The sequence below is a fragment of the Methanothermococcus thermolithotrophicus DSM 2095 genome (assembly GCF_000376965.1).
Classification (GTDB): domain Archaea; phylum AGJL01; class Methanococci; order Methanococcales; family Methanococcaceae; genus Methanothermococcus; species Methanothermococcus thermolithotrophicus.
Genome location: NZ_AQXV01000032.1, coordinates 1 through 25,212 on the forward strand (window position 1 = coordinate 1; position 25,212 = coordinate 25,212).

Consider the following 25,212-nt stretch of genomic DNA (forward strand, 5'->3'; position numbering starts at 1 on the left):
CCCTATACTTTTCATCTTTTTTTATTGTTTTACTAGTTTATATGCCTTTCTATTTTGAAGTGATTTTTCTTACTGGTTGATTATCAAATAGTATTTAAAAGCAAGAAAGGTTGTGTATCATGATTATAAATACTAAACACAACAGTAGGAGAAAAGAAGCGTTATCCAACCTTATTTTATATTATTTAAACTCATTAATCCTTAAAACATATAGAATAACCTTAAAATACCAACATATATAAAAAATAAAGAATCTCCATCGAAAAAAACAGTAATACTTTTTTGCATTTTTCTATGAACAATTTCACCAGGGGAGTATATAAAAGCAAGAAAGCAAAATTAGAAAAATTAATATGTTATATTAAATAATTTATTTACCAACCAATATCTATTAATTCTCCTTCCAACCCTTTTTAAAAAAGTGTTGGATCCCAAAAATCTGATACCTATTCACTTCGTGAATAGGTATATTTTCTATTTACCAACCAATATCTATTAGTTCCCCCTCGTAAATAATAACTGCATTTCCTTTCATATAAACGCCGTCTTCTTTTATTTCGATTTCTAAATCTCCACCATCTAAGTGTGCAAGAACTTTATTTTCTGTTTTACCTAGTTTATGTGCAATTATAACTGAGCTCGTGGTTCCAGTACCGCAAGCTGTTGTGTATCCTGCACCTCTTTCCCAAGTGAGTATTTTAATTTCATTAGGGTTTAAAACTTCTATAAAGTGAACATTTATTCTTTCCGGGAATACTTCATGGTTTTCTATTTCTTTACCAATAATATCCAAGTTTTCTCTTGCAAAATCCATAGTAATATCGTTATCTTCTACAAATATCACAGCATGTGGGTTTCCAACATTTACTACGCTTAGTTTTACTTCTTTTAATAGGTCGTTTTTCAACTTTACAGTTTCATTTAAAAATACATCTTCTTCTGATTTTCCTTCTATTTTCATTGGAATGTCCTTTAGCTGGAACTTTGGAGCTCCCATATAAACTCTTACTTTTTTTACAATGTCGTCCTCTATTTCCATTTCTGAAATTCTTAGTCCTCCTTTAGTTTCTACTTTTAAAGGATTCTTTTTTAGTACTCTTTCATAGACATATTTTGAAAAGCATCTTATACCGTTCCCACACATTTCTGCTTCGCTACCGTCGCTGTTGAATATTCTAAATCTAATGTCGTACTCATTATCTGTAGGTTTTTGAACAAATATAACTCCATCGGCACCTATTGAGAATCCTCTTTTACATATCTTTCTTGAAAACTCTTCTTTATCTTCTTCTTTTATTATCTCGCCATCAAATTCATTTATTACAATGTAATCGTTTCCAAGACCGTGCATTTTAACAAATTTCATAATTTCACTCCCATTTAAATTATTAAAAAAACGATTTTCACAAAATAAAATCTTTAAAAATATAAAAAAATAGTCTGTACTCATTCTATAATATTCGGTATTATTTTAATATTATCTTATTATTTTTGATTCATCAATTACAACAACATCTTTCACTGAGGTAACTGCCCTATAAGGCAATAATGCATAATTTCCTTCTGAAGGGAGGATTGGACTCTGATCTGAAAGTTCCACGCTTAATGAAATAAGTCTTCCAGTTTTTTCGTCAATTACAATATCATCTACGTTTCCAATAATACTCCCCAAATTTCCTACAATTGATCTCCCACGTAATGCCTTAAATGATGTTTTCACTACAACCACCTTTAGAAATTAAGCTTTCAACGAGCTCTTTATCACCCTGCGTATTAACATTTATAATGAGCTCGTCAATAATATATATTTCTTCCCTTTGTTCCCCGTATATAGGACTCAATACGTTAATTCCTGCTGGAATATATCCATCTATCTCTATCGAGGGTGTGCCCAAGTACTTTTCTCTTTTAATTGCTACGCAAAGGGACTCAATATTATCATATTTAATACTCAAATAATGATTTATAATGTTATTAATAGTTTTCGGTTTAATAGTGGGTATATCACATGATAAAACCAAAAATGGGCCTGAAAAATATTTTATACACTCGTTTAAGTCATCAATGTAGTTTTTTCCAGAGGTTTCTATTATTTTTATCCTTTCTCCATCTAGCGCATATTTTTCTCTTATATGATGTTCAGTTTTTCGAGTGTTTTTTGACACTGCAATATATATTGTTCCAACTTTGGATTTTAAGAGTGTTTCAATGACGTAATCTATCATTGGTTTTCCTTTTATCTCTAAAAGAGGTTTTTCAATGTTTAGTCCCAATCTAGTACCTTTTCCACCGGCCATTATTAGACCATCCATGGAGCCCGTCATTTTTTCACATCTTTTTTGATCAGATGTTTATATATATTCTCAAATAAATATTATTATATATTAAATAGTGATGTATCGACTATATTATCATACCTATTAAAATGAGGGGATATTGTGAAATATATTACTAAAAAAGAGATAGAGCTTAAAAATCCCTTAGTAGTTGGGGGATTTCCTGGTGTAGGGCTCATTGGAAGCATAGCAGCGTACCATATTATAAAAAACTTAAATTTGGATTTTTTGGGATATTTTGATTCTCCAGATATTCCCCCAATTATGACTGTGGAGGAGGGAATTATATATCCACCTATAAGAGTTTATGGGAACGAAAATTTGGTAGTGATTTATTCTGATATAATAGTTTCACCAGATTTGGTATATCCTTTAACAGAAAAGATAATGGAATATATAGTTGATTTGGATCCTAAAATGATTATTACTTTAGAAGGTTTGGCATCCATGAAATCAGAAGGTATTTATGCAATTTCTTCTTCAAATGAAGTTTTAGAGCTCGTTGAAAAGGAAGAAATTCCAATTTTAAAGCTTGGAATGGTTGGAGGTATTGCAGGAACATTAATCATAAAAAGTGAGGATAAAAATCTGCCCTCCATGTGTTTAATGGCAGAGACTGTTGGATTAAGGCCTGATCCAAGGGGGGCATCCAATATTATCGAAGTATTAAATAAACTATACGATCTCAAGGTTAACACTGAAGAATTAATAAAAGAGGCTGAAAAAATAGAGGAAAAATTAAAACAACTTACTAAGGAACATATGAAACTTATGTCAAAACCAAGGGCTGAAAACCCAATGTACATGTAAAAAAGTGATAGTATGAAAATCGTAGCACTAACTGGAATATCTCCCTACTGCATATCTGAACTAACAAGTAATCATATAAAGACGCTTAATTTAAAGAATTTCTGTAACTTGATGGCTTTAAACTCGTTAAGGGTCGGTGATTTTATATTTATAACTTCCATATCAAAGGAAGATCTTATTTCAGGTACTGAAGGAATAATAGCCCAGGTGAAAAAACTTGGCATACATCTACAAAAAGAAAACCCCTGCTGTTCAGAGGAAACTGAATTTTTAACTGCTAGAGTTCAAGTTGAATTTATGGGATACGGTTCGTGTATAAATGTGGCTGAGACTGATGAACTGAACCCCTGCGTAGTTGTAGTTAAATTAAAATCCATGTATGAATATTAATATAGTGGTGTGTAATTTTATAGATATATTGCACACAAAACAATTTTATTTTATTTATTATTTTTGTAATATGCTCCCACCATAAATAGAAAATAAAACGAAATAATAAATATGTAGAAGACATTAGTTAATATTTTATGGTTAATATTTCACCTATTTGGTGTAGTATATAACATGGTAAATAGAGGTGACTGTATGAAGATTTTAGGTATTAGTGGCTCCCCTAGAGGGGATGGTAACACATCATTTTTAGTTAAGGAGGCATTAAAAGCTGCTGAAGAAGAAGGTTTTGAAACAGAATTTGTATCTTTGGCAGGATTGGAAATAAACCCATGTATTGCATGTGATGCATGTAAGCAAGAAAATGAATGTATAATAATGGATGATGTTAACGATATTTTGAAAAAAATGGAAGAAGCCGATGGTGTTATAATTGGTTCACCAGTTTACTTTGGAGGAGCTACTGCACAGACAAAAATGATAATTGATAGATCAAGACCTTTAAGGGCAGCTCACAAATTAAAGAATAAAGTTGGTGGTGCAATTTCAGTCGGTGGTGCAAGAAACGGTGGTCAAGAAACTACCATAAGGCAAATACACGACTTTTATTTAATCCAGTCAATGATTGTTGTTGGAGATAGTTTTCCAACAGCTCACTACGGAGGTACAAGTGCTGGAGGTCCTGTAGGTGCATCCAAAGAAGATGAGGTAGGAATAACAACATCAAGAAACTTAGGTAAAAGAGTGGCTGAAGTCGTAAAGCTCATAAAAGGAAATGGTGAATAAAGATAAACGATAGCCACCATTATTTGCTTTTTTATTTTAATTTTTCTTGAGTTATAGTGGTGTGCAATTTGAGTAAACCAATCAATAATTGTAAATTGAAATTGTAGTAAATAAACTTATATTTCAATTTAACGGCATATTTTATGTTTAAATAAAATTTAACCGTATTTATTAGTTAAGTAGTAATGCACACCACATATGTTTAATTTTTTAGGTGAACGATATGGAGATAGATGTAAAAAAGATAGAAAAAGTTTTAAAGGAGCAAGGTTTTTTTATATATCCTACTACCAGCGGTCTTGAGGAATTTCCAAGAATTGTTTGGGAGGGGGATAATTGGGAGGACTTTATAACTATAGCCAAAAGTGAAGGAATAAAAACAGTGTTTTTAAAAAAAGAAATATTTAAAAAGGAACATATAGACTCCAATTTAGTGCATGCAAAAGATTCTGACGAAAAAATAAACGAATTTAACGCTAAAATTAAGTCATTTAGCAAATATATTAATAAAGTAGCTATTTTTACCATATACTGGATAAAAGATGACCTCATATATTCATTCACTAAAACTTCAAAATGGGCAGAAGAATTTTTAGATATCTCTGTTGAAGTAAAAGATTCTGAAAATCGAGAATTTATAGGAATGTAGAGGTTTTGGAATAATAAAACAAAAAATAATATTTTGAATTTAAACAGTTAATCCAAATAATGCCCCTGCCTTATATCCAAAGTACGCTACTATCAAAAATCTTGGGAATCTTCCAATTAGGGTTCCAATGCTAAAGGGAATACATTTCATTTCAAAAATTCCTGCAAGCCAGGCGATAACTTTGTAAGGTAACGGTGTAAAACCTGCTATGGTAACTCCCCACACCCCATATTTGTTAAAAAAATCCTCCCCTTTTATCAAGTATTTATCCCCAAATAATTTAATAAATACAGGATGTCCCAATTTGTTCCCGAGAAAATGCCCAAATAATCCACCAAATAGGGAACCTATTGTAGCCACGATTGCAGAAATTATGGGATTTAATCCAAAAGCAGAAGCTCCCATTATAAATATATCTGGAGGCACTGGCTGAATAAAAGATTCAGTAAATGCAACTAAAAAAATACCTAAGTAGCCGTAGTTATCAACTATGCTTTGCATTATTAAATATAAATCCATATTTCCACCATATGTTAAAAAAGTTTCATCTGAAACTTTAAAGTAATGTTAGGTTTGTTATTATTCTTTAACTACAGTTCTTAAAATATCAGTTTGAGATACAACCCCAACAGGCTTGTTTTTATCATTTACAACTAAAAGAGCTGATACATCTGCATGAACCATTATCTGAGCGGCATCTTTGACATCATCGTTTTCATTTATTTTTAGAATTTCTTTCAACGCAACATCCTTTACTTTTATGTCCATTAGTTCAAAAAGGCCCCTATTTACAAACACGTCAACAAGATCTCTGTAGCTTATAACTCCATTAATTTCGTCATCATCACCTACAAAAACCCTCTTAATACCTTTTTCATGCATGGCTTTAAACGCCCCATACAGGCTTTCTTCCTCACTTATTTTGTAAATCTTTGGGCTCATAATTTCTTTTACTTTCATAATATCCCCCGTCGATAAATTAATATAGTCGTAGATCGTATATAGAAGAAATGTATATTTGTGTCACATCTTACACACATACGTCATACTCGTATTATACTCATTTACTGTATTCAAATTAATTCTTATGAGTTATTTGATTATTCACAATATAATCCTTTTGGTAGCTGAACAAAAATCACGAACTTTATCTCAGGTGATATGATGGGAAATCTAATACTAAAAACCCCTTGCAGTACTTTTACACTAGAAAGTATAATGTGCTGTGTTTTTGGACTTAAGGCATTTGATGTTGCAGTATATTTCGAAATGTTAAAAAATGGACCTTCAAGAATAAACGAAATATCTGAGGCCCTAAATAGAGACAGAAGTACAATTCAAAGATCTGCTCAGAATTTAATGAATGCAGGACTTGTACACCGAAAGCAGATCAATATCAAAGAAGGAGGATATTTTTATAGATATGAAGCAGTACCTTTTTCAGAAGTAAAGGAATCTATAAAAGAATCCATGGAAAAATGGTGTAACGATGTTAAAAATTGGATAGATGAAATTGAAGAGGATGAAGCGATTAATATAGTAAAAAATCTGCTCTAAAGGGATTGTTATGAAACTAACTTTTTTAGGAACTGGAGCAGCAATACCTACTAAAAATAGAGCTCACTCATCCATGGGATTAAAATACAATGGTGAAGTTTTTTTATTTGACTGTGGAGAAAACACTCAAAGACAAATTATATTTACAGACATATCCCCTATGAAAATAGATAACATTTTTATATCCCATCTTCATGGTGACCATATATTGGGGCTTCCAGGACTTCTTCAATCTATAGCTTTTCAGGGAAGAAAAGAACCTATAAATATTTACGGACCTGTGGAAACTAAAGATACAGTTGAAAACATATTAAAAATAGGCTATCATTCTGTAGATTATGAAATCAATGTCCATGAGCTCAGTTCAAAAAATCCTGAAAAAATAATAGATAATGAGAATTATGAAGTCTATTCTTATCCTGTAAGCCACTCTGTTCCTTCTTTGGGATATGTCTTTAGGGAAAAGAAAAAACCAAGGCTGGATATGAAAAAAGCCATTGAGTTAGGTGTTAATATTGGGCCTGACCTAAAAAAATTGAAATCAGGCATTCCTGTGAAATCAAAAGATGGAAATTTAATTCATCCTGAAGACGTACTTTTACCCCCTAAGAAAGGAATTTGTGTAGGGTACAGTGGAGATACACTACCTTTGGAAGATTTTGGTGAATTTTTGAAGGAATTGGGCTGTAGCATACTCGTTCATGAAGCTACCTTTGACAGCACAAAGAAGAACAATGCCATAGAGACCATGCATTCAACAGTTGAAGATGCATTCAATGTTGCACAAATTGCCAATGTTAAAACACTTATTCTTACGCATATTTCTGCAAGATATGATGATGACATTTCCCCATATCTAAATGAAATAAATGATATTACGAAAAGAAATAATAATCTAGATATTGAAATTTTAGTGGCTGAAGACTTGATGGAATATCCTTTGAAGCAAGGTCGTTCTAAGAATTAAGTAAATACCATTAAATCCAACATAATATTAATTTAATTGATAATGGCATATGAATATAGCATATGAATAAATAGTATACGATACGTTGGTGGTGATTAATATGACAAAGTACTTTGAATATCCTGGAGTTGAAAATACGGAAGAAACCTTAAAACTTGCAGTTGAAAGGGCAAAAGAGGGAGAAATAAAGGATATAGTTGTAGCGTCATCATATGGTGAAACTGCTAAAAAGCTTTTAGATATTGTAGAAAAAGAAAATTTGGATTTAAATGTTATCGTTGTAACTTATCACCAAGGATTCCATGGAGAAGATGTTAAATCCTTGGATGAAGATACTGCAAGAGCTCTAAAGGAAAGAGGAGCAAAAATATACATGGGAACTCATGCCTTAAGTGGAGTTGAAAGGGGAATATCAAGAAAACTTGGAGGTTATGGCCCAGTTGAAGTAATCGCAGACACTTTAAGGACGTTTGGACATGGTTTAAAGGTTTGTTATGAAATAACGGTAATGGCTGCAGATGGTGGTTTAATTTCTACTAAAAAAGAAGTAATAGCAATAGGTGGAAGAAGTAGGGGAGCTGATACAGCAGTTGTTATAAAACCTGCAAACATGAACAACTTCTTTGATATTGAGTTGAAAGAAATAATATGCATGCCGAGAAATAAGAAAAAACAGTAAAAAGGTAAAAAGATAAAATAACATAAAGATAATAATAGTAAAATCCATATCTAAATTGATGGTGATAGTTATTACAAACAATGACAACATTAAACTAACCGAAATGGTACGGCTACATGGATGAGCATGCAAACTTCCCAACACCGAATTAGAATATTTAGTTAAGGACATAATATCTAAGGACGATTTGGCAGGAGCTCATGTTGGATTGGGTGATGATGCTGCAGTAATTATTAGAAATGACCTTGCAATTGTAAAGACTGTGGATGTATTCACACCGATTGTAGACGACCCCTACCTGCAGGGAAAAATAGCGGCCTGCAACTCTATAAGCGATGTCTATGCCATGGGAATCTTGGATGTAATTGGAGTATTAGTCATATTGGGAATTCCAGAGGCCCTTCCAATCCCTATGGCTAAAGAACTACTCAAAGGTTTCCAAGACTTTTGCAGAGAAAATGAAACCACCATAATCGGGGGCCATACAATCTTAAACCCTTGGCCTTTGATAGGTGGTTCAGTAACTGGAGTCGGAAAAAAAGAAGACATACTAACAAAGGCAGGAGCAAAAGAAGGTGATGTCCTAATACTAACAAAACCGTTAGGTACTCAGACGGCAATGGCCCTATCGAGGGTTACTGAAGAATTTGAAGACCTTTTAGACATTGAAAAGCCAGAAAAAGAATACATAATAAACAAGGCGATAGAGTTAATGACTACTTCAAACAGAAAAGCCCTTTTAATACTTAGAAAACTGGAAGAAGGACTTAATGAAAAAGTAGCCAATGCAATGACTGATATAACAGGTTTTGGATTACTTGGACACAGCAATGAAATGGCCGAGCAAAGTAATGTGGAAATAGAAATAAACAGGCTCCCATTGATAAAAAATACTGGGCGGCTATCTTCAATGTTTGGACATTCTCTGTTAAAAGGTACTGGTGCAGAAACTGCAGGGGGATTGTTAATCTCTGTAAAAAAACAGTACAAAGACGCACTTATTGAAGAATTACAGAAAAATCAATGTTACGCATTTGAAGTTGGGACAGTTAAAAAATCCGGTGTTGGGAAGGCATACTTAAGAGATGATGTTGAGATATTGGAGGTTTAAGCCAATACGCCGAACCCTTTAAGGGAGGCGTATTTTAAATATTGGTTTTGAGGCATTATTAGACCTGAACTTATGATATTTTAAAGATCGAAATTTCATAAGGCTAAAAATAATTTAACCTCTACTAACTTCGAAAATCCTTTTACAGTTGGGACACATAATTTTTTTCCCTACCACTCTTAAAACCATTTCACAGGACGGGCATTCAACCTCTATAACTTTTAGGTCTTCTAAATCTACTGATGTATATCTGTTTATTTCTTCGAAATCCATTTTTTCCCTACATAAATTGTTAGTATGGTAGTACTATGCATAATAATTTATAGTTAATAATGTTTATTGTTATATTAAATATGGGTTTTAAAACATTCGGAAATAGTGACACTATGAGAATATTTTCCAAGCTGCTCGGAAACAGAGGGCAGATATCTATTGAGTTTGGGCTTTTAGTTTTTGCAGTTGTGGTAGCTGCCACCGTTATATCGTACTATCATATCCAATCCATTAAAGCTTCAGGGAAAGTAGCAAATAGGACAGCTATAAGTGTGGTCGAAAAATACGATAGTGCAGTAAGCTCTTTTGTAGATTCAGTAAAGAATTTAAGTAATTAGGTGAGATCGTGGAATATATTGAGCTAAATGGAAGAGTTATTTCTAAAGGAATTGTAGAAGGCGAAGCAATAGTTTCAAAATCGCCTATTTCATTTTTAGGTGGTGTTAGTGAAGAAGGGATAATTACGGATAAAGATAACGAGCTGTACGGTCAAAGTATAAAGGATAAAATATTAGTTTTTCCAAATGGTAAAGGTAGTACGGTAGGTTCGTATGTTATTTACGCTCTTGCAAAAAAAGGGATCTTAAAAGGAATAGTAAACAAGGAGTGCGAACCTATTGTGGCGACCGGTGCCATACTGGGAAAGATACCATTGGTTGATAAAGTTGAAATTGAAAAAATCGAGAATGGCAACATATTAATAGTTGATGGAAATAATGGTATTGTCAAAATAGCGAAACAAACTCCATAGGGATTTGCTGTTAGTCGAATCATAGGTTGAATAAAAATTACTTCGTAATCTCGACAAAATCCTTCAGATTTTGTGAGTCTCGACGAAACCGAAGGTTTCGTGAGTCTCGACAAAAATTCAAAGAATTTTTGTGAGTCAGCGAATCCTTTGGATTCGCTTCGACAGCAAATCGAAGATTTGCTTCGATGTCGATTCACGAAACCAAGGTTTTGTCGAAAAAGGGAATAGATTGTAATTACTTATCTATTTTACCATATTTAATTAGTATTTATACATTAAAATATTTAATTTAGATTATAATAGGACGTGATGTTATGGAGAAAATATACGAATATCAAAGATTTTCAAATCCTAAGCCCAAATCCCGAGGAGATGCCAATCCATTTAAAAAGATTCCGACAATTCTATATCCTGATGAGCTCATGGATAAGGCATATAGAAGGTCTGAAAAAGTAGCGGGCGAGTTGAGAACAACAACCCGTGGATTGAGTAATATTAAGTCAAAAATCATTGAAGAGAATAAAATAAGGACTACAACGTCGGTAATTTCAGACAATCTCTTAAAGATTGTAAAGAAAACTCCAACAGTAGATAATCTAGACCCGTTTTATAGGGAGCTCTTGGAGATTTTGGTTGGTACAGATGAATTTAAAAAATCCCTTGGAGCTATTCAATGGGCTTCGGAATTGGTTAAGAAACTTGGTGGAATGTATGCCAGAAGAGTTAGAAGGGCAAAATCCCCTCAACATGCATCAATAATAAGAAAAGAATTCATAGGAAGGGTTTCATCAGTATTGAAACAGATTTATCCAAACATGGCATTTCTTGCAGTTTCAAGGGAAAAGTTAAAGAATATCCCAACTGTGAAAGATCTTCCAACTGTGGTAATTGCAGGTTATCCAAATGTTGGTAAATCCACACTATTAAGAAAGTTAACTGATGCAGAACCTGAAATTAACTCCTACCCATTTACAACAAAGGGGCTAAATATAGGATATACCCAGTCTGGGATCCAGATAATAGATACACCAGGAGTTTTGGATAGGCCTTTGTACGAAAGAAACGACATAGAGCTAAATGCAGTTATTGCACTTAACTATTTGGCTGATATGATACTATTTGTAATAGACCCAACTGAATACTGCGGTTACACAGTCGAAGAACAACTAAATCTCTTAAATGAAGTTAAAGAAACATTTGAAGTTCCAGTTGTTGTGGTAATTAACAAAATAGATATTGAAGAAAACAAAGATAAACTGGAAAGACTATCTATCCCATCAGAAGATATAGCCGAAATTATTAAAATATCCTCCCAGACAGGTCAGGGATTGGATGAAGTTAATAAAGTAATCAGAAAAGTTTTAAAAGAGACTGGAAGATTGGATAGCCAATAATATTATTTATTTTGAATGGATTTATAGCTCTTAAATCCACCAACTAATCTTTTAACCTTAAAACCCATTAATTTTAAAATAAATGCTACAGTCTGGCTTCTCATGCCGCCTCTTGCACAAAATACAACAAGTGTTTTATTTTTATCCAATTTTAGAGCTTCTTTTACTATTCTATCGATTGCTTTTGGAATTATTTCCACAGCTAAATCCATGGCTTTATCCTTACCTTCTTTTTTGTAAATTTTACTTATGGATATATGCTCATCGGTTAAAAACAGCGGGATATTCACGGCATTTGGAATTGTTTTTTCGGCATATTCCTTTGGGGTCCTTGCATCCACTAAAATAAATTCATCTTCATTCATTTTTTCAAGTTCTTCAATTGTTAGGAGCTCCTCAGTTAGTTCCTTACCTATTGAATCTAAATATTTTTTAATGTCTATTGGTTCAAAATATATTAATTCACCTTGATACTCTACAGTTTTTGGAGAATTTATTTTTTTAGATTCTTTCAAAATAAATGATGCTAAATCTCCGCCTATCTTTCCAGCCAATATATTTTTACCGTTTGTTATCATTTTTTTACCGTCTTTTAAACGTATGGCTAGTACGACATTTTCCTTGAATGTTAAAAGTCTTGATAGTATTTCCTCATCCATAATTATCCCTAATTCTTTAATCCATGTTTTTTTAGTTTCTCGTTAATGAAGTTATTAACTACATCTGCTGATTCTAAGGTATTTTCATTATAAATCACCAGATCAGGCTCTATTTTTTTGATATGCCTTAAATAGTGCTGTCTGTACAGTTTTTCTTCCACAATTACCGCAGCTTCGTAGTATTCGTCATTGTTTACAAGTTCGATAATTCTATCCAAGGCTTCAAGTGCGTCTTTCCTCCTTAAAGAGTTTTTTAATAGAATAAACTTTGATAGGAGGATTTCTTTTTCTTTCTCGTTGTTTGGTAGATAGTACTTTAGGAGCCTTTTTATTTGGCAGTGATATGGGCAATCTATTACAATTTTGTAGTTGTAGCTTTTAATATTGGAAAAAGGCCCTGGAATGATTAGTTTTTTTGCTCCGCCTATTTTTCTTCCTTCGAATTCTGTAACGCAGTATCCTGCTTTTTTGGCTTTTTCATACTGTTTATTTAGCAGGTGATCGAATTCCTCCTGACTCCGTTGTTTTAAATTATATAAATCTCCCAAAACACTACCTCTCGTGTTTCCGCATGCTTCAATATCCACCACTGGATGAAATTTCTTTAATTCCTGTAAAATTTCCGTTTTTCCACAACCGGTCTTACCAAATAATCCAAAAATAATCATATAATCACCTGAGTGAAACGAAGGTGAGTTACAAAAACCGTTAGGTTTTTGTTCAATCCCTACCTTAATAGGCGGAGGTTATTAAAAAAGTTAATGGTTATTTATCTAAATATTTGATTATATATGAAAATAGCTAATAAAATTAAATAAAGTTAACCTCCAAATCCTTTAAAAAAGGATTTGGAATCCCAAATCCGATACCTCTTCACTTCGTGAAGAGATATATTTTTAGCCGGTTTTGTATTGCTATATAGTGCCAAAGTTAGTGGAATGACTAAAAAATAAGCAAAAATAAAAAAAGCAAAATTAAAATTATGTTGTATATTCTGAGTTAATTCTTACGTATTCGTAACCTAAATCACAACCATAGGATGTATTTTCTTCATTACCTAATTTTAAATCCACTATTATTTTTATTTTCTCATTTTTCATAATTTCTTCTGCTTTTATGAGCTCCGCTGTTCCTTCGTCTGCTATCTGTTCCCCATCCTTAACAAGATAAACCTCTTCTTTAAAATCGCCAATCAAAACGTCTATTTTATTCATGTCCATCTCTGCTCCACTGTATCCCACTGCAGCTACAATTCTACCCCAGTTAGGGTCGCTACCAAATAATGCAGTTTTTACTAAGAGTGACCTAACAACTGACATAGAAGCTTTTTTTGCATCTTCTTTGGTCTTAGCCCCTCTTACCAAGACTTCCATGAATTTTGTAGCTCCTTCTCCATCGCTTACAATCATCTTTGCGAGCTCCCTGCATACATAGGCAATGGCTTTATCAAAAGTTTCTTTACAGTCTTTGTAGTTAACTCCACTTTCCCCATTTGCAAGAACAAAAACAGTGTCGTTTGTGCTCATATCTCCATCCACAACTGCACTATTGAAGCTCTCATCAACTGCATTTTGTAGTGATTCTGTTAGTTCATCCCTGTTTATTTCTATATCTGTAGTTATGAAACATAACATTGTTGCATGGAGCATGTTTGGAGCTATCATTCCAGCCCCTTTGGCTATTCCTCCGACTCTAACTTTTTTTCCGTTAACTTCAAATTCAACTGCAGTCGTTTTTGGAAATGCGTCTGTAGTCATTATCGCTTTTGCAGAGTTTAAATTATTGTTTTCTTTGGTTAGGATATCGTATGTTTTTTTCAGTCTATCTTTTATAATATCCATTGGCATTTTTCTACCGATTACACCCGTAGAGGCAATCAAAACCTGATTTTCAGGAATGTTTAACAATCTTGCAGTTTCTTTAATCATTTCTTTTGCATCTTCCATTCCATCCTTTGTAAAACAGTTGGCATTACCGCTGTTTGCAACAATTGCCCTTATTTTTTCATTATTTTTTAAAATTTCCTTTGACAGTTTCACAGGATGGGCATAAACCTTGTTTGTTGTAAATACACCTGCGGCAACTGCCTCTTTTTCGGATAAAATTAAAGCTACACCGTATTTATCTTCTTTAAAACCGTTTGCTTTAAATCCTTTTGGAGCTACGACTCCATTATCGATTACTTTTATCTCCAAGTCGTTCATTGTATTATTGGTTTGATTTGTTTGTCCCATTTTTCCACCTGACTTTATAGTATTGAATATAATCGCCATTTATGATATGATATTTTTATTTTTTGTGAAATTGCCATACTTTCAATTTTTCTATGGTAAAGTACAATGTAATGACAAATATAAAAAATGATGATATTAAAGTTGCAGCAGCTCCTCCAACTATCCCAATGTTCTTAACCAAGATATAGTTTAAAATGGCATTTAACACCACGCCAAAGGATATAACATAAAGGGGCACTTTTGCATAACCAAGACCTTGCAGTGAAGCAGCACATATTGTATATGAGCCCATAAATGCAGCTGAGATTGACAGTATCTTCAAGCTTAGGGATGATTCATAATAATCTATATTGAAGAACAGTATAAGCAATTCCTTTGAAAATATGAGGAACATAAATAAAAACGGAGTTACAATTCCTAAATTCATCAGTATGGCTTTTTTAAAGTAATTTACATCCTTTGTTTTTGCGATTCTTGGAATTAATGGTATTGATATTGAAGATGCAAATAAAAAAAGAGCTCTTGACAGTAGTGAAGCATAACCATATAATCCGTTTAACTGTGGGCCCAATATTGACATTATAAATATACTGTCCAAATCGCTTAAAAGTCTGTATGATGCTGTTCCAAGGGCTATAGGTATCGAATAAAGTATGACTTTTTTAACCATCGGGTTTTTAACCATTAATTTAAAACTTCTTATTTTATTTTTAGGTATCAAATTATTTTTGGCTATAAAGTAGAATCCTAAAAGTCCTCCGATAATATAACCTAAAGATATGGATAAAATACCGCCCATCACACCGATAAGTGAAGCTAAAAAGATTGAAAATATTATTTTTGAAGTATGCTCTGCTATCCAAGTTTTAGAGAGCTCCTTTATTTTCAAGCTACCCTGCAAAACTCCTCTATTCCATGATATAAATGCTGAAAATGGGAGGGTCAAGGCTATGATATAATAGATATTAGCATCTAAGTTTTTGTAGTATCCTCCCAAAAAATACTTTAAAAAAATGGTGAATATTCCACCAATCAATGAAAAAATCAACATTACATTTAATACTCCGTAAATCCAAGATGTTTCATTATAATGGGATTTATTGTCGTGTTTGTATTCGGAAATAAATTTTGCCATTGCCGGGGGTATTCCAGAGCAGAAAAAAATAACCAAAGAATCTAAAATAGGTAATACTCCCCTTAAAGTTCCAAAACCCTCTGTTCCAAGTATGTAAGCCATTAAAAAGAAAAATATGTAGGATGCACCTTTTGAATAAATATTTGAGAATATCATGTAGAAACTATCTTTCAATAGGCCTTCTTTTCTAAGGGAATTGAGAACTTTCTTTGATTTTAGATTTTTAAATTTTTTTAACATAATCTCACTAAAAGAAAAATTTTATTATTAATGTTTAAACTTAAAAAAGTGTTATATAAAGAATGTACTCATTGAGTGAAGCAGAATATCCCTTGTAGATTAAACCAGCTCTCCATTAAACGCCTTATTTAATATGGACTCTTTTAACTCTCTGAATATATTCAATTCTCTTTCCTGTAATTCTTCCAACCTTTTTATTTTCTCGGTTAAAATGTCTAAATAATTTACTATCTCCAACTGTCTTTCTAGATTAGGTTGATTGTTTTTGTATGGGATTGGGATTGATAAATTATCAAATACTTCTTTTGAAATAGATGGAATTTCCGAGTCTATGGCATTTTCATTAGGAATTGAAAAATAGTGTTTTATAAAATAATAAATAAACTTATTATAAAGATCGTTATTTATAGACGTTGATATTCTCCCAATATCTGAAATGAGAATATTATCTAGTTCTTCCATGCTTGTTATTTCATTTAATTTAACTAATTCCCAACCTTCTTTATCTGCTATTTCCCTAAAAATTTTATTTAAAACCGAGCTAAATAAACCCCTTGTTTCACCTATTGATTTTTGTTTTAACTCTATTGCGTTATCCAAATCTTTAAAAAGGTACTCTATTTTGTCTATAATTTGTTTTTGTTTTTCAAGCGGGGGTAATAAAAATTCGAATGATTTTATTTCATCCCATGAGCTCTGTGGGTTCATTTCTTGCATGGTTTTGTTAACAAAATTTAAGAAACTTTCAGAGCTCATGGCAATTAAAAGATATTTTGAATAAATTTTAGCAATATCTGGAGTTAATACAAGTATATCTGTCGAACAGGCTCCATCTACATCTGACAAGACGGCCTTATTCAAATATTGGCTTGGTTTTCCATATAAAATATCTCCAGCATAAAATTTGTTTTTGCCATCCTCAACTTCCTTTGGGCTACCATAATTGGATAAATGCCATTCATTGCTTTTAATGTGTTCCAAACCAACATAAACATTTTCATCCTTCATCTCTAAGGGGCTAATCTGCTCTTCTCGAGTATTGCATACTTCCCCCAATTTAACCCATTCCCAACCTTCTGGTATATTATATTCCATAAATTCACCCACAACGATTTTAATTATAATAAATGTTTTAACTTCATTCTTTTAAAACTTCATATGTTCTTCATATTTAATTCCTTTTATACACTTGTATCGAAATGATTAACAAGTAAATTCAAACTTATTTTAATATAAATCACTCTTCTACATCCTTTCCTTAAATAATCCACTGTCATAGGTGTATTTTTTTCGCTTCGATTACTCCGACTACTGTTTTTATTCGAGCTCCTTTAAAATTTTCTCAATGATGGGTTTTAATTTTGTGAGCCCCTTTCTAATCAGTTTCCAAATTAAATTATAATCAGCATCCCAATATTGGTAAAGTAGGCTGTTTTCTATTTCTTCTAATTTTTTAAAAGGTACATTTTTATATTTTTTCTTAAATTCTTCATCAATATATTTTGACGCTTCCCCTATAATTATCAAACATTGAGATACTGCATCTTTTGTTAGTTTGTCATTTAAAAATTCTTTGTAATTCATATTTTTTGTAAATTCGATGGTGTAATTAATATTTTCTAAAATATCAGTTAAAAATACTTTATTATTTTTTTCAAATTTGTATATTAATTCGTCATCAGTTGATTTTATTAATTCTGATTTAATATTGTTTTTAAGTATTAAATTTATATTTTCATTAAATAAGTTCTCCAAATAATTTTCTAAACTTACATAATTATCCAAATTTTCATACTCATCTTCAAATTCAACTAAAATATCAATATCGGGTGTTTCTTGCTCCCATTTTGGTAAATCCTTTAATATTCCGATAGTTTTAACTTTGTATTTTTCTTTAGTTCTTTTTGTACTCTAAAAGTATGTTTTTTATTTCGTTTAAGGTTTTCGTAGCGAAGCGGAGAGCTACAAAAACCGAAGGTTTTTGTTTAATCATGATATCCCCTCGGAGCTCCCAAAAGTATATATTATGTTAATATCGTATTAATATTATATAAATAAAAGGTGGTGTTAATGGTTAAAGCAATAGTCAATATTTCAGATGAAAACAATCAAGTAATTAACATTATAAAAGCAAAATACAACCTTAAAGACAAAAGCGAAGCGATAAATAAGATAATAGAAGAATACGCAGAAATATTATTAGAACCAGAGTTAAAACCTGATTATGTTGAGAAAATAAAAAGAATTATGGAAAATGAAACACCCATACATATCGGCTCTGTTGAAGAACTAAATAAAAGATATTTGGGTGAATAGATGTATGATATTGAAATCATGCCCTCGTTGGATAGGATACTTACAAAATTATCTAAAAAAGATGGGAAAAAAGTAGAAATCATCTTAAAAAAGATTAGTGAAATAAACAAAAATCCACACCACTATAAAAATTTAAGAACACCAATGGAAGATTTTAAAAGAGTTCATATTGATAAAAGTTTTGTTTTAATATTTACTGTGGATGATAATGAAAAGAGAGTTATATTTGTAGATGTTGCTCACCATGATGAGATATATAAAAATAAAAGAATATCAAAAATAAAGAAAATATTGCAATAACCATATTTTTAAACTGTATTGAACCATACAGCACGTTTTATACTCCTGGAAATAACAAAGGCATATATTTAAATACTCTAAGCGCGCAGTATAAAAACCAAAATAACAAATACAACAAGGAACCACACAATAACATAACAATAATAATTCTAAAAATAGCAAACATCAAATAATACTCTTTAAATAGTGCAGTGCTAAAAACTAAACTTGCCACTTTTTTTCAAGCAAGTTTTCCACTGACTCTTTATGAATTCCCACTGAATATCTTTCCCCATCTAACTCTATTACTGCAAAACTTCTGGATTTTTCAGACGAATCAACCCTAATATATAAACCTCCATAATCCATCCTTGTTAAAGTATATTCTGTAAAATGCAAATGCCCATTAAGCACAATTTTTGGTTTTATCAAATTAATGGTATCCATAATCAATTTTGAACCTTTAGATATTCTGAATTTAAAACATTCCAATTCATTAGAAGAATACACAGGCAATTCAGGAGTTTCATGACAGAGAAAAAAGTCTATTGAGTAAAGAGACGTTTGAGTTTCCTCAAGAAAATTCCTTGCCTTTATTATAAATGAATCACCCCTTTGCCTTGGCACACCCTTCTTCATTAATCTCTTTTCACTATAAATGCCATTAACTCCACATATTTTCAAACCGCAAACTTCAACCACTTCAAAATCCTGCAAAAGCGCCGACCTACCAAGACTGGGGGCAATAATCTGAGTGAGCTCTTGCATATTCTCATGATTTCCAAAAATTGTAAGGAGGGGTATTTTCTCTAGAATTGGTTGAATAGAATTTCTTGTTAATCCTTCGTCCCAATCTCCTGCTGATAGGAGTAAATCTGGCCGGGTTTCTATTATGATTTGATTTAACCATTCAAATTGAGCATTTTCTATCATAGTAGTATGCAAATCACTAATAAATAGAATTCTCATATTATCCCATAATTGTTATAACTGTTATTTTTCTGCATTTGAAGAAACTTACTAGGTTAAATGTTTGCGTATTTTTGAATATAATCGAACTTTATAATCGAGTGAGATCTACAGTTTTATTACTTGGCAAATATATTAACACATTAAATTTCAATTAAAGAGAGGACTATACTATTTAAATAGTCTTAAACTGCGCCGTACTCCAAAAAAAGGACATAAATCAACTTAAAAGTATAAAAATACCACTATAAATTACAAAGGCATAATCCCATCCAATTCAATACAAAATAATGACCGATTTCTTTTTTTAATTTATTATCCACCGTAATCATTACTACACTGTTATCCATCATCCACAAACTTACTATTCCCTATTACCGGACCTGGAGGTTATTGCCCAACACCACCAAAAGGAGCTCTCTCACTAGCATATACTTATTAAGAGAACTAGGCACACTTGATCCAAATAGTCTGTTTTATTTAAAATATATTATTTTTTCTTTTAGAAGTGAATAAAAGTATTTAAAAAACATGCCTCCGTAATATTACAAAGGCATATATTCAATAAGGTTAACATTGGCATATATTGTGTGAATGGAAAAGTAGAGAATAATATAAGTTTTTCTGATTTTTTCTAATAATTGGCGTTAAATGCGCCTCTGGTTAAGTTTCTTATGTTGGATGTTATGTTTAAAAAACTTAAGATATGAGTAAAAATAAAATACAAGGAAGTAAATATTTACAACTTAAGTCTATATCTATCCTTTAATAGGTATTGAAAATGTTAGGTACCTTCGGATGTATGAACATGCGCCATATTTATTATATATTTCATCAAGTTTTTCATTGATTTGTTCATTTTTTCGCTTAGCAATTCATGGTTGGTGCTAACATCCTCTGCAAGAGATTTCTTTTAAGTTTTTTCATTAATTTTACATCTTTAAATTTATTTACCAAAAATTCAGACCAATCATGCTCCTTGCAAGCATATATAAACAACTCATCCCTAACGAAGAACCTATACCTGTTTTAAAATCTTATCTTCAAATTAGTGGATAAAAAATAGAATACAGCGCTAAAAATCTATGATACTACTGAGTCCTATTAAAATAGTTAGATAATGCCTTATAGATTAAGTTAGTCATCAAAACGAAGGGCCAAGGCTGGTTTTTACTAAAATTAAGATTATTAACATATTTCAGATGTATGAACATGCGCCACATCATATGGTGTTAAATACACTTAAATTTCTTATAAATTGCGCTATTTAGTATTTATTGGACAATTGATTATATTGTGCCTTTGTAATATATTACAAGGGCATATACTAGTTCTGGATACTGTATAGAAAAAACTATTCGATGCTAATGATAGGTTAAAAATGAAGATACGAAAACTTATAAAACTTTAAGCAATTTAAACTTATATACTGATGAAGAAGAGAAAAATGAAAAATTATTTAAAAGATTAAAAAAAGAAAATTAATAATTTCCTACTTTGCTTTTTATGGGGGATATAATGGGGAATATTATGGTTTTAGAACTAATGAATTAATTGAACAAGAAGAAATAGACGAAATACATGTTTCTGGATTGTTATGGAAATTTAGATTACATATATAAAAATTTGGCAATTGTTGGATATGGGGGCGATTGTTTATACTTTTGGTATTAATACTGGTAAAAAGGTTTGGGAGTTTGAAACAAAAAGGGGTAATCTCATTTTGTAAGTATGGCAATATTGTGATGGTTGGATGTTATGATGATGCATTTATGCCTTAAATTCAAATAATGGCTCTAAACTTGGGAGTTTGAGGCGAGTAGTAGTATAGAGGGTCAATGAAAAAAGATATTTTAGTGATGAAATGTAATATCGGGCATATTTATGCTTTTGATTTTAATATAATATCGGATAATCTCTTAAAAAGTAAATAAATGTTTTAACCGTATCGCCCTTAACGGGCTTCGTGCCTTATTGTGAGGGAACTATAGTTGTATATATAGGATTACAATAGGGGGACATTATGAATACTGATTTATCATTTTTAACTAATGAAAAGGGCAATAAACTTGTAGATAGATTTTCAATACTATTGAAAGATACTAAATTTTTTGACTGTCTGGTTGGTTATTTTTATGCTAGTGGATTTTATGCATTATATAAATCATTAGAAAATACTGAAAAAATTAGAATACTCGTAGGTATCAATACGGATAAAAAAACTTTTGATTTAATTCAGGAGGCTGCGGGGGACATTAAAAAATATAGACTATCATTCAAAGAAGTTAAAGAAAATTTTTCAGAAAGCATAATTTCAGAAATGGAAACTTCTGAAGACTCATGCACTGTTGAAGAAGGAATTAAAAAATTCATTGAATGGCTTAAATCTGGAAAACTTGAAATAAGGGTATATCCCAAAGCTAAAATCCATGCAAAACTTTACATAATGAGTTTTAAAGAAGGGGATAGGGATAAAGGCAGAGTCATTACAGGTTCAAGCAACTTCACGCGCTCTGGATTGGTGGATAATCTTGAATTCAATGTGGAATTAAAAACCAGGTCTGACTATGAATTTGCATTAAATAAATTTAATGAATTATGGGAGGATTCGGTAGATGTTTCGGAAGAGTACGTTAGAACAGTTAATAAAAAAACATGGTTAAATGAGGACATCACGCCGTATGAATTATATTTAAAATTCCTTTACGAATACATGAAGGAAAAAATAAATTTAGATTTAACTGATGAATTTGAAAGTAAATTCCGACCTGATAATTTTATGGATTTAAAATATCAAAGGGATGCAGTCCAAGATGCAAAACTTAAACTTGAAGAATATGGAGGAGTTTTTATTTCCGATGTTGTTGGTTTGGGAAAAACATACATAGCCACAATGTTGGTTCAGCAACTTGGTGGTGAAACTCTTGTAATTGCTCCGCCAGTATTGATTGATGAAAGAAATCCAGGCTCTTGGAAAAATGCCTTTTATGATTTTGGAGTTAGGGGAAGATTTGTATCAAGGGGCAATTTAGATATGGCATTTGAATATGGTATTGAAAACTTTAAAAATATTATAATTGATGAATCTCATTATTTTAGAAATGAATCTACGGAGATGTATGAAAAATTATTTAGGATATGCAGTGGAAAACGGGTAATATTGGTTTCTGCAACTCCGTTAAATAATAAGCCCATGGATATTCTTGCCCAGATAAAATTGTTTCAAAATGTTCATAATTCCACACTCCCAAATCCAAAGGTAAGGGACCTTGAAAAATTCTTTAAAAAATTAGATGCAAGACTTAAAGGAGTAGATAGGCGAAAGGACAAAGAAAAATATATGAAAATTGTTCAGGAGAATGCAAAAGAAATTCGTGAAAATGTTTTACAGTATTTAATGGTAAGAAGGACTAGAAAAAGTATTGAGAAGTATTATTCAAAAGATTTGGAAAAACAGGGTTTGAAATTTCCAGAAGTTCAGGACCCAAAGCCAGTTTATTATGAATTTGATGAAAAGTTAGATTCAATTTTTGAAGAAACCCTTAATTTAATTACAAAAGAGTTAAAATATGCAAGATATACTCCAATGCTATATTATAAAGGGAGAGAATTTGATAACCGAATTATTCAGCCACAAAAGAATATGGCAGGATTTATGAAAACCATGCTTTTAAAACGGCTGGAGAGTAGTTTTCACGCATTCAAGATGTCAATTAATAGGTTTATAGGTTATTACGAAAAATTTATAGCTGGATGTGAGGATGGTAATGTTTATATCAGTAAAAAACATCTATCCAAAGTTTTTGAGTTTCAGGAAAACGATGATGAGGAGTCCATTGAAAAGTTAATAAGTGAGGGAAAGGTGGAAATCTACCCTATTAAAGATTTTGAGCCTAAACTTATTGATGACTTAAAATATGATTTAGAGATTCTAAAACATATAAAAGAAATGTGGAGCTCCGTTGATGAAGACCCGAAACTTGATAAATTAATCGATATTTTAGAAACAGATGATGTGTTAAAGGATAATAAGGTAATAATATTTACAGAATCAGAAGAAACTGCAAAATATCTTGAAAGGGAATTAAATCCCTTGTTTAATAATAAAGTTTTGGCATTTTCTGGAACTTCTGACAATAGTTTAAGAAAAATTATAACTGAAAATTTTGATGGAAAATCAAAGGTTAAAAAGGATGAATATATGATTTTAATTTCAACAGAAGTTCTTTCAGAAGGTGTAAATTTACATAGGTCAAATGTGGTAATTAACTACGACATTCCTTGGAATCCTTCAAGAATGATGCAGAGAGTGGGGCGTATAAACAGAGTAGATTCCAAATTTGATAAAATATATATTTATAACTTCTTTCCAGCAACAAAAATAAATGAAAATATGGGTTTGAAGGAAGCCGCAGAGGCTAAAATTAGAAGTTTCATTGAAATGCTTGGAACTGATTCTAGGTTATTAACCGATGAAGATATAAAATCCTTTGACTTATTTTCACGCCTTAACTCAAAAGAAACAGTCATTGGGGAAGATGAGGACGACCCTGAGTTGGCATATTTAGCATATTTGAGAGATATTCGAGACAATGATAAGGAATTATTTGATAAAATAAAAAACCTTCCTAAAAAAGCAAGGACTGCAAAAAAACATAATGAGAATTATAATTCACTGATTACATTCTTTAAAAAGGGAAAAATGAGAAAGATATATCAAACTACACCAGAGGGAGTTAAAGAACTTGATTTTTATAAGGCCGCAGAGATTCTAAAAGCAGATATTGATACAAAAAAGATGAAAATTGGAATGGACTATTATGCTCATCTTGATATGCTTAAGAAAGAATTTAATAAAGTATTCGAAGAGGAACATGTTATTTCAAAAATTAAAATAAGAAGAAGTAGGAATGAGTCTAAATTAATTAAGTTAATAAAAGCCATAAAACAGAATGAAAGAAGGCTCACGGATGATGATGTAGAGTATCTCGACAGGGTGTTGAAACTTATTGAAATAGGCGGTGTATCTAAAAATACCATAAAAACTATACTGGATAATATTAAAAAAATAAATAATAATAGTGGCATGCTTGATTTATTCAAAATGTATAACGAGATAAAAAAAGGAATACCTTATGATTTATTCCAAAAATTAGAATTTAACTCATCGGCAAATATTGAGGGGCCTAAGGAAATAATTCTTTCTGAATATTTAGTGGGGAAGTAAAATGGATAGAAAAAATGCCGTAAAACTTGTTGAAAAAACTTTTGGGGGAGAGTTTAATGAGGATAGGTATTTAGAATTCGTTATCGAGATGTTTGGAGACAGTAGTTTTTTAAAATCTCCTAAGGAATATTCGATGTGGGAAGAATATGCTGAATATACTGATTCTCTCAAATATTACGGGACATATACGGACAGTTCCAATAAAACAATAGATGTTCTATCTGTGAGATTAAAAAAAGATAAATATGTTACTAAGTCGAGGACTGTGCAAAGGAACATTATTTTAAAGTGGATTGGGGGTACAAACAAAGATGGTGCATTAGTTGCATTTTACAGTGATGAGCTCGACGACTGGCGGTTTTCATTTGTTAAAATGGAGTATAAAATTACAGAAGATTTTAAAATTGAAAAGGGTTTTACTCCTGCTAAAAGGTGCTCCTTTTTAGTTGG

Annotated in this window: 27 protein-coding genes and 1 pseudogene; 15 read left to right on the forward strand and 13 right to left on the reverse strand. The window is 31.6% G+C overall.

Features of this window, described 5'->3' with window-relative positions; translation table 11 throughout:
- Positions 1-478: 478 nt before the first annotated feature.
- From dapF to cobY, 3 genes are all read right to left on the reverse strand, one after another.
- Positions 479-1,366: a diaminopimelate epimerase gene (gene dapF / locus F555_RS0101980; RefSeq protein ID WP_018153546.1), complete on the reverse strand. Its 888-nt coding sequence runs from the start codon at positions 1,364-1,366 to the stop codon at positions 479-481.
- Between the two features lie 111 nt (positions 1,367-1,477).
- The gene (locus tag F555_RS0101985) at positions 1,478-1,720 is read right to left on the reverse strand and encodes a PRC-barrel domain-containing protein (RefSeq protein WP_018153547.1); all 243 of its coding nucleotides are present in this window, start codon (positions 1,718-1,720) and stop codon (positions 1,478-1,480) included.
- Entirely contained in the window at positions 1,704-2,324 is a 621-nt protein-coding gene (gene cobY / locus F555_RS0101990) for an adenosylcobinamide-phosphate guanylyltransferase (protein WP_018153548.1), read from the reverse strand. Before cobY ends, F555_RS0101985 begins: the two co-directional genes overlap by 17 nt.
- 114 nt (positions 2,325-2,438) lie before the next feature.
- Between cobY and F555_RS0101995 the strand changes: the two genes are divergently transcribed.
- The 4 genes from F555_RS0101995 (at position 2,439) to F555_RS0102010 (ending at position 4,971) form a co-directional block, all read left to right on the forward strand.
- Positions 2,439-3,146 carry a proteasome assembly chaperone family protein gene (locus tag F555_RS0101995; RefSeq protein WP_018153549.1) on the forward strand — a complete coding sequence of 236 codons (708 nt, stop codon included), beginning with the start codon at positions 2,439-2,441 and terminating at the stop codon, positions 3,144-3,146.
- A 12-nt stretch (positions 3,147-3,158) separates the two neighbouring features.
- Entirely contained in the window at positions 3,159-3,536 is a 378-nt protein-coding gene (locus F555_RS0102000) for a DUF473 domain-containing protein (RefSeq protein WP_018153550.1), read from the forward strand.
- A gap of 195 nt (positions 3,537-3,731) precedes the next feature.
- A complete protein-coding gene (locus tag F555_RS0102005; protein WP_018153551.1) occupies positions 3,732-4,322 on the forward strand; it encodes a flavodoxin family protein in 591 nt (196 codons plus the stop codon).
- 223 nt (positions 4,323-4,545) lie between these two features.
- Positions 4,546-4,971 carry a hypothetical protein gene (locus tag F555_RS0102010; protein ID WP_018153552.1) on the forward strand — a complete coding sequence of 142 codons (426 nt, stop codon included), beginning with the start codon at positions 4,546-4,548 and terminating at the stop codon, positions 4,969-4,971.
- Between the two features lie 39 nt (positions 4,972-5,010).
- On the opposite strand, the gene F555_RS0102015 is transcribed toward F555_RS0102010, so the two are convergent.
- Together F555_RS0102015 and F555_RS0102020 are read right to left on the reverse strand one after the other, a co-directional pair.
- The gene (locus tag F555_RS0102015; protein ID WP_018153553.1) at positions 5,011-5,490 is read right to left on the reverse strand and encodes a YqaA family protein; all 480 of its coding nucleotides are present in this window, start codon (positions 5,488-5,490) and stop codon (positions 5,011-5,013) included.
- Positions 5,491-5,550: 60 nt separating this feature from the next.
- Positions 5,551-5,931 (reverse strand): CBS domain-containing protein, encoded by a 381-nt coding sequence (locus tag F555_RS0102020; protein ID WP_018153554.1) that lies wholly within the window; start codon positions 5,929-5,931, stop codon positions 5,551-5,553.
- A gap of 204 nt (positions 5,932-6,135) precedes the next feature.
- Between F555_RS0102020 and F555_RS0102025 the strand changes: the two genes are divergently transcribed.
- From F555_RS0102025 to selD, 4 genes are all read left to right on the forward strand, one after another.
- The gene (locus F555_RS0102025; protein ID WP_018153555.1) at positions 6,136-6,528 is read left to right on the forward strand and encodes a helix-turn-helix domain-containing protein; all 393 of its coding nucleotides are present in this window, start codon (positions 6,136-6,138) and stop codon (positions 6,526-6,528) included.
- A gap of 10 nt (positions 6,529-6,538) precedes the next feature.
- The gene (rnz, locus tag F555_RS0102030) at positions 6,539-7,495 is read left to right on the forward strand and encodes a ribonuclease Z (protein ID WP_018153556.1); all 957 of its coding nucleotides are present in this window, start codon (positions 6,539-6,541) and stop codon (positions 7,493-7,495) included.
- A 100-nt stretch (positions 7,496-7,595) separates the two neighbouring features.
- Positions 7,596-8,174, forward strand: coding sequence for a pyruvate kinase alpha/beta domain-containing protein (locus F555_RS0102035; protein WP_018153557.1), 579 nt, complete (start codon positions 7,596-7,598; stop codon positions 8,172-8,174).
- Between the two features lie 58 nt (positions 8,175-8,232).
- The gene (selD, locus tag F555_RS0102040; protein WP_083876316.1) at positions 8,233-9,285 is read left to right on the forward strand and encodes a selenide, water dikinase SelD; all 1,053 of its coding nucleotides are present in this window, start codon (positions 8,233-8,235) and stop codon (positions 9,283-9,285) included.
- A 114-nt stretch (positions 9,286-9,399) separates the two neighbouring features.
- Here the strand turns inward: selD and F555_RS09410 are convergent, their stop codons facing one another.
- A complete protein-coding gene (locus F555_RS09410; RefSeq protein WP_018153559.1) occupies positions 9,400-9,558 on the reverse strand; it encodes a DUF2614 family zinc ribbon-containing protein in 159 nt (52 codons plus the stop codon).
- Between the two features lie 113 nt (positions 9,559-9,671).
- Between F555_RS09410 and F555_RS0102050 the strand changes: the two genes are divergently transcribed.
- The 3 genes from F555_RS0102050 (at position 9,672) to F555_RS0102060 (ending at position 11,703) form a co-directional block, all read left to right on the forward strand.
- Positions 9,672-9,896 carry a class III signal peptide-containing protein gene (locus F555_RS0102050; RefSeq protein ID WP_018153560.1) on the forward strand — a complete coding sequence of 75 codons (225 nt, stop codon included), beginning with the start codon at positions 9,672-9,674 and terminating at the stop codon, positions 9,894-9,896.
- Positions 9,897-9,913: 17 nt separating this feature from the next.
- Positions 9,914-10,309 carry a DUF126 domain-containing protein gene (locus F555_RS0102055; protein ID WP_026182908.1) on the forward strand — a complete coding sequence of 132 codons (396 nt, stop codon included), beginning with the start codon at positions 9,914-9,916 and terminating at the stop codon, positions 10,307-10,309.
- Positions 10,310-10,623: 314 nt separating this feature from the next.
- Positions 10,624-11,703 carry an NOG1 family protein gene (locus F555_RS0102060; protein WP_018153562.1) on the forward strand — a complete coding sequence of 360 codons (1,080 nt, stop codon included), beginning with the start codon at positions 10,624-10,626 and terminating at the stop codon, positions 11,701-11,703.
- Between the two features lie 2 nt (positions 11,704-11,705).
- Here F555_RS0102060 and F555_RS0102065 read toward each other — a convergent pair whose 3' ends face one another.
- From F555_RS0102065 to F555_RS0102090, 6 genes are all read right to left on the reverse strand, one after another.
- Positions 11,706-12,362 carry a selenouridine synthase SelU-like subunit gene (locus F555_RS0102065; RefSeq protein ID WP_018153563.1) on the reverse strand — a complete coding sequence of 219 codons (657 nt, stop codon included), beginning with the start codon at positions 12,360-12,362 and terminating at the stop codon, positions 11,706-11,708.
- 8 nt (positions 12,363-12,370) lie between these two features.
- Positions 12,371-13,030: a selenouridine synthase SelU-like subunit gene (locus F555_RS0102070; protein WP_018153564.1), complete on the reverse strand. Its 660-nt coding sequence runs from the start codon at positions 13,028-13,030 to the stop codon at positions 12,371-12,373.
- A gap of 312 nt (positions 13,031-13,342) precedes the next feature.
- Positions 13,343-14,566 (reverse strand): bifunctional ornithine acetyltransferase/N-acetylglutamate synthase, encoded by a 1,224-nt coding sequence (gene argJ / locus F555_RS0102075; protein ID WP_026182909.1) that lies wholly within the window; start codon positions 14,564-14,566, stop codon positions 13,343-13,345.
- Between the two features lie 85 nt (positions 14,567-14,651).
- A complete protein-coding gene (locus F555_RS0102080) occupies positions 14,652-15,971 on the reverse strand; it encodes a flippase (RefSeq protein WP_018153566.1) in 1,320 nt (439 codons plus the stop codon).
- 99 nt (positions 15,972-16,070) lie between these two features.
- Positions 16,071-17,066, reverse strand: coding sequence for a restriction endonuclease subunit S (locus tag F555_RS0102085; RefSeq protein ID WP_018153567.1), 996 nt, complete (start codon positions 17,064-17,066; stop codon positions 16,071-16,073).
- A 222-nt stretch (positions 17,067-17,288) separates the two neighbouring features.
- Positions 17,289-17,756 carry a HepT-like ribonuclease domain-containing protein gene (locus tag F555_RS0102090; protein ID WP_018153568.1) on the reverse strand — a complete coding sequence of 156 codons (468 nt, stop codon included), beginning with the start codon at positions 17,754-17,756 and terminating at the stop codon, positions 17,289-17,291.
- A gap of 285 nt (positions 17,757-18,041) precedes the next feature.
- Here F555_RS0102090 and F555_RS0102100 point away from each other — a divergent pair, with 285 nt between their 5' ends.
- Positions 18,042-18,287, forward strand: a complete 246-nt coding sequence (locus tag F555_RS0102100; RefSeq protein ID WP_018153570.1) for a DUF2683 family protein — start codon at positions 18,042-18,044, stop codon at positions 18,285-18,287.
- Entirely contained in the window at positions 18,288-18,587 is a 300-nt protein-coding gene (locus tag F555_RS0102105; RefSeq protein WP_018153571.1) for a YafQ family addiction module toxin, read from the forward strand. It abuts the gene before it with no gap.
- Between the two features lie 201 nt (positions 18,588-18,788).
- Here the strand turns inward: F555_RS0102105 and F555_RS09170 are convergent, their stop codons facing one another.
- Positions 18,789-19,535: a metallophosphoesterase family protein gene (locus F555_RS09170; RefSeq protein ID WP_018153572.1), complete on the reverse strand. Its 747-nt coding sequence runs from the start codon at positions 19,533-19,535 to the stop codon at positions 18,789-18,791.
- 2,023 nt (positions 19,536-21,558) lie between these two features.
- On the opposite strand from F555_RS09170, the gene F555_RS0102115 reads away from it, so the two are divergent.
- The gene (locus F555_RS0102115; protein WP_018153573.1) at positions 21,559-24,762 is read left to right on the forward strand and encodes a helicase-related protein; all 3,204 of its coding nucleotides are present in this window, start codon (positions 21,559-21,561) and stop codon (positions 24,760-24,762) included.
- Between the two features lies 1 nt (position 24,763).
- Positions 24,764-25,212 (forward strand): annotated as a pseudogene (locus tag F555_RS0102120) (hypothetical protein); the annotation flags it as partial.

Coding starts and splice junctions, on each gene's coding strand:
- dapF (WP_018153546.1), bottom strand. CDS start 1,366: ATGAAATTTGTTAAAATGCACGGTCTTGGAAACGATTACATTGTAATA.
- cobY (WP_018153548.1), bottom strand. CDS start 2,324: ATGACGGGCTCCATGGATGGTCTAATAATGGCCGGTGGAAAAGGTACT.
- F555_RS0102000 (WP_018153550.1), top strand. CDS start 3,159: ATGAAAATCGTAGCACTAACTGGAATATCTCCCTACTGCATATCTGAA.
- F555_RS0102005 (WP_018153551.1), top strand. CDS start 3,732: ATGAAGATTTTAGGTATTAGTGGCTCCCCTAGAGGGGATGGTAACACA.
- F555_RS0102010 (WP_018153552.1), top strand. CDS start 4,546: ATGGAGATAGATGTAAAAAAGATAGAAAAAGTTTTAAAGGAGCAAGGT.
- F555_RS0102015 (WP_018153553.1), bottom strand. CDS start 5,490: ATGGATTTATATTTAATAATGCAAAGCATAGTTGATAACTACGGCTAC.
- F555_RS0102020 (WP_018153554.1), bottom strand. CDS start 5,931: ATGAAAGTAAAAGAAATTATGAGCCCAAAGATTTACAAAATAAGTGAG.
- F555_RS0102025 (WP_018153555.1), top strand. CDS start 6,136: ATGGGAAATCTAATACTAAAAACCCCTTGCAGTACTTTTACACTAGAA.
- rnz (WP_018153556.1), top strand. CDS start 6,539: ATGAAACTAACTTTTTTAGGAACTGGAGCAGCAATACCTACTAAAAAT.
- F555_RS0102035 (WP_018153557.1), top strand. CDS start 7,596: ATGACAAAGTACTTTGAATATCCTGGAGTTGAAAATACGGAAGAAACC.
- F555_RS09410 (WP_018153559.1), bottom strand. CDS start 9,558: ATGGATTTCGAAGAAATAAACAGATATACATCAGTAGATTTAGAAGAC.
- F555_RS0102050 (WP_018153560.1), top strand. CDS start 9,672: ATGAGAATATTTTCCAAGCTGCTCGGAAACAGAGGGCAGATATCTATT.
- F555_RS0102060 (WP_018153562.1), top strand. CDS start 10,624: ATGGAGAAAATATACGAATATCAAAGATTTTCAAATCCTAAGCCCAAA.
- F555_RS0102065 (WP_018153563.1), bottom strand. CDS start 12,362: ATGGATGAGGAAATACTATCAAGACTTTTAACATTCAAGGAAAATGTC.
- F555_RS0102070 (WP_018153564.1), bottom strand. CDS start 13,030: ATGATTATTTTTGGATTATTTGGTAAGACCGGTTGTGGAAAAACGGAA.
- argJ (WP_026182909.1), bottom strand. CDS start 14,566: ATGAACGACTTGGAGATAAAAGTAATCGATAATGGAGTCGTAGCTCCA.
- F555_RS0102080 (WP_018153566.1), bottom strand. CDS start 15,971: ATGTTAAAAAAATTTAAAAATCTAAAATCAAAGAAAGTTCTCAATTCC.
- F555_RS0102085 (WP_018153567.1), bottom strand. CDS start 17,066: ATGGAATATAATATACCAGAAGGTTGGGAATGGGTTAAATTGGGGGAA.
- F555_RS0102100 (WP_018153570.1), top strand. CDS start 18,042: ATGGTTAAAGCAATAGTCAATATTTCAGATGAAAACAATCAAGTAATT.
- F555_RS0102105 (WP_018153571.1), top strand. CDS start 18,288: ATGTATGATATTGAAATCATGCCCTCGTTGGATAGGATACTTACAAAA.
- F555_RS09170 (WP_018153572.1), bottom strand. CDS start 19,535: ATGAGAATTCTATTTATTAGTGATTTGCATACTACTATGATAGAAAAT.
- F555_RS0102115 (WP_018153573.1), top strand. CDS start 21,559: ATGAATACTGATTTATCATTTTTAACTAATGAAAAGGGCAATAAACTT.